The sequence below is a fragment of the Hydrogenivirga sp. 128-5-R1-1 genome, assembly GCF_000171895.1.
In genome coordinates this window covers 1-1,342 of sequence record NZ_ABHJ01000396.1, presented here as the reverse complement: position 1 = coordinate 1,342, position 1,342 = coordinate 1, and the positions used below count along the sequence as shown (strand labels likewise).

The following is a 1,342-nucleotide window of genomic DNA, read 5'->3' as shown; positions in this document are numbered from 1 at the left end:
GGGAGTTTCAGAGATAGAACTTCAGTCAAACAGTGTAAGAAATTTTAGTAAAAAAGGATTAGTACACGAAGTTGAAGCTTACAGACTAAATCTTGGAAGGGGATATATAAATCCTTTTTATGACCTTGCATGGCATGACCTTTATATATTCCAGTATTTATTTGGAAATGTAAAGCTAAAAAAAGTAATTGACAAAGGCGATATTTTTGAAGTTTATGGGCAAACTGAAAAAAATGAATTTTTCCTCCAGGTCGCATGGAGTTATGAAAATTTAAGACGCGAGTGGATACTAAAAACAAAGGAAGGAAATATAATATTTGATTTTGTTAATGACAAAATTATCTACCCTGATGGAATTATAAAAGAAAAAGATAACCTTGATAAACTTGAAAGTATGATAAAAAAGTTTATTGAAAATCCATCATTTGAAAGTTCTTATAGAGCTTTAGAAATTTTAAAAGAATTTGATAAATTCAAAATAAAGGAGAAGGTTCATTGATACCAATAATAAAACCTGATTTTGGAAAAGAAGAAGAACAGACTGTTTTAGAAATAATCAAAAGCGGACACATAACAAGAGGTAAATGGACATTAAAATTTAAGGAAGAGTTTGCAAATTACATCGGAACAACTTTTTGCCATACAGTTTGCAGTGGCACAGCAGCCCTTTATATAGGATTAAAAGCTGTAGGAATTAACAGCAAAGAGGATGTTGTAATTGTCCCAGCAATGAGCTTTATGGCTACGATTGATGCAGTTTTACTTGCAGGTGGAACGCCTGTAGTAATTGATATAAATGACAGCTACACCATGAATACAGAGCAGTTAATTGAAGCTGTAGAAAAATACAATCCAAAAGCAGTGATACCTGTTCACCTTTTTGGGCAAACTGCGGATATGGATAAAATAAACGAAATTTGTAAAGAAAAAAATATCGTAGTTTTTGAAGATGCTGCGCAGGCTCACGGGGCAGAGTACAAAGGTAAAAAAGCAGGGAACCTTGGAGATTTAGCTGCATTTAGTTTTTACGCTTCAAAAAACGTAGCAATGGGAGAAGGTGGAGCTATTACTACAAACAGCTATGAAATAGATGAAAAAATATCCAACTGGATAGAGTTTGGAGACCATCCTGCACTTAATTTAAGAATTACAGAATTTCAGGCAGGGATAGGATACCACCAGCTTCAAAAACTTGATGAAAATAATGAAAGAAGAAGAAAAATAGCACATTTCTATAATAAAGAGTTTGAAAATCTTCCTGGGTTAATAATTCCAAAAGAGTATCCAGATAGAAAACATGTGTATCACATATACGCGTTAAGACATCCAAAAAGAGACGAGA

1 protein-coding gene and 1 pseudogene are annotated in these 1,342 nt (G+C 33.1%); both read left to right on the top strand.

The genetic code is table 11. From position 1 onward, the window contains the following. Positions 1-499: pseudogene (locus HG1285_RS20045) on the top strand (gfo/Idh/MocA family oxidoreductase); the annotation flags it as partial. After that, positions 496-1,342, top strand: an 847-nt coding sequence (locus HG1285_RS01285; RefSeq protein WP_008289432.1) for a DegT/DnrJ/EryC1/StrS family aminotransferase, incomplete at its 3' end; no start/stop codon positions are given. The pseudogene HG1285_RS20045 and the gene HG1285_RS01285, both read left to right, overlap by 4 nt.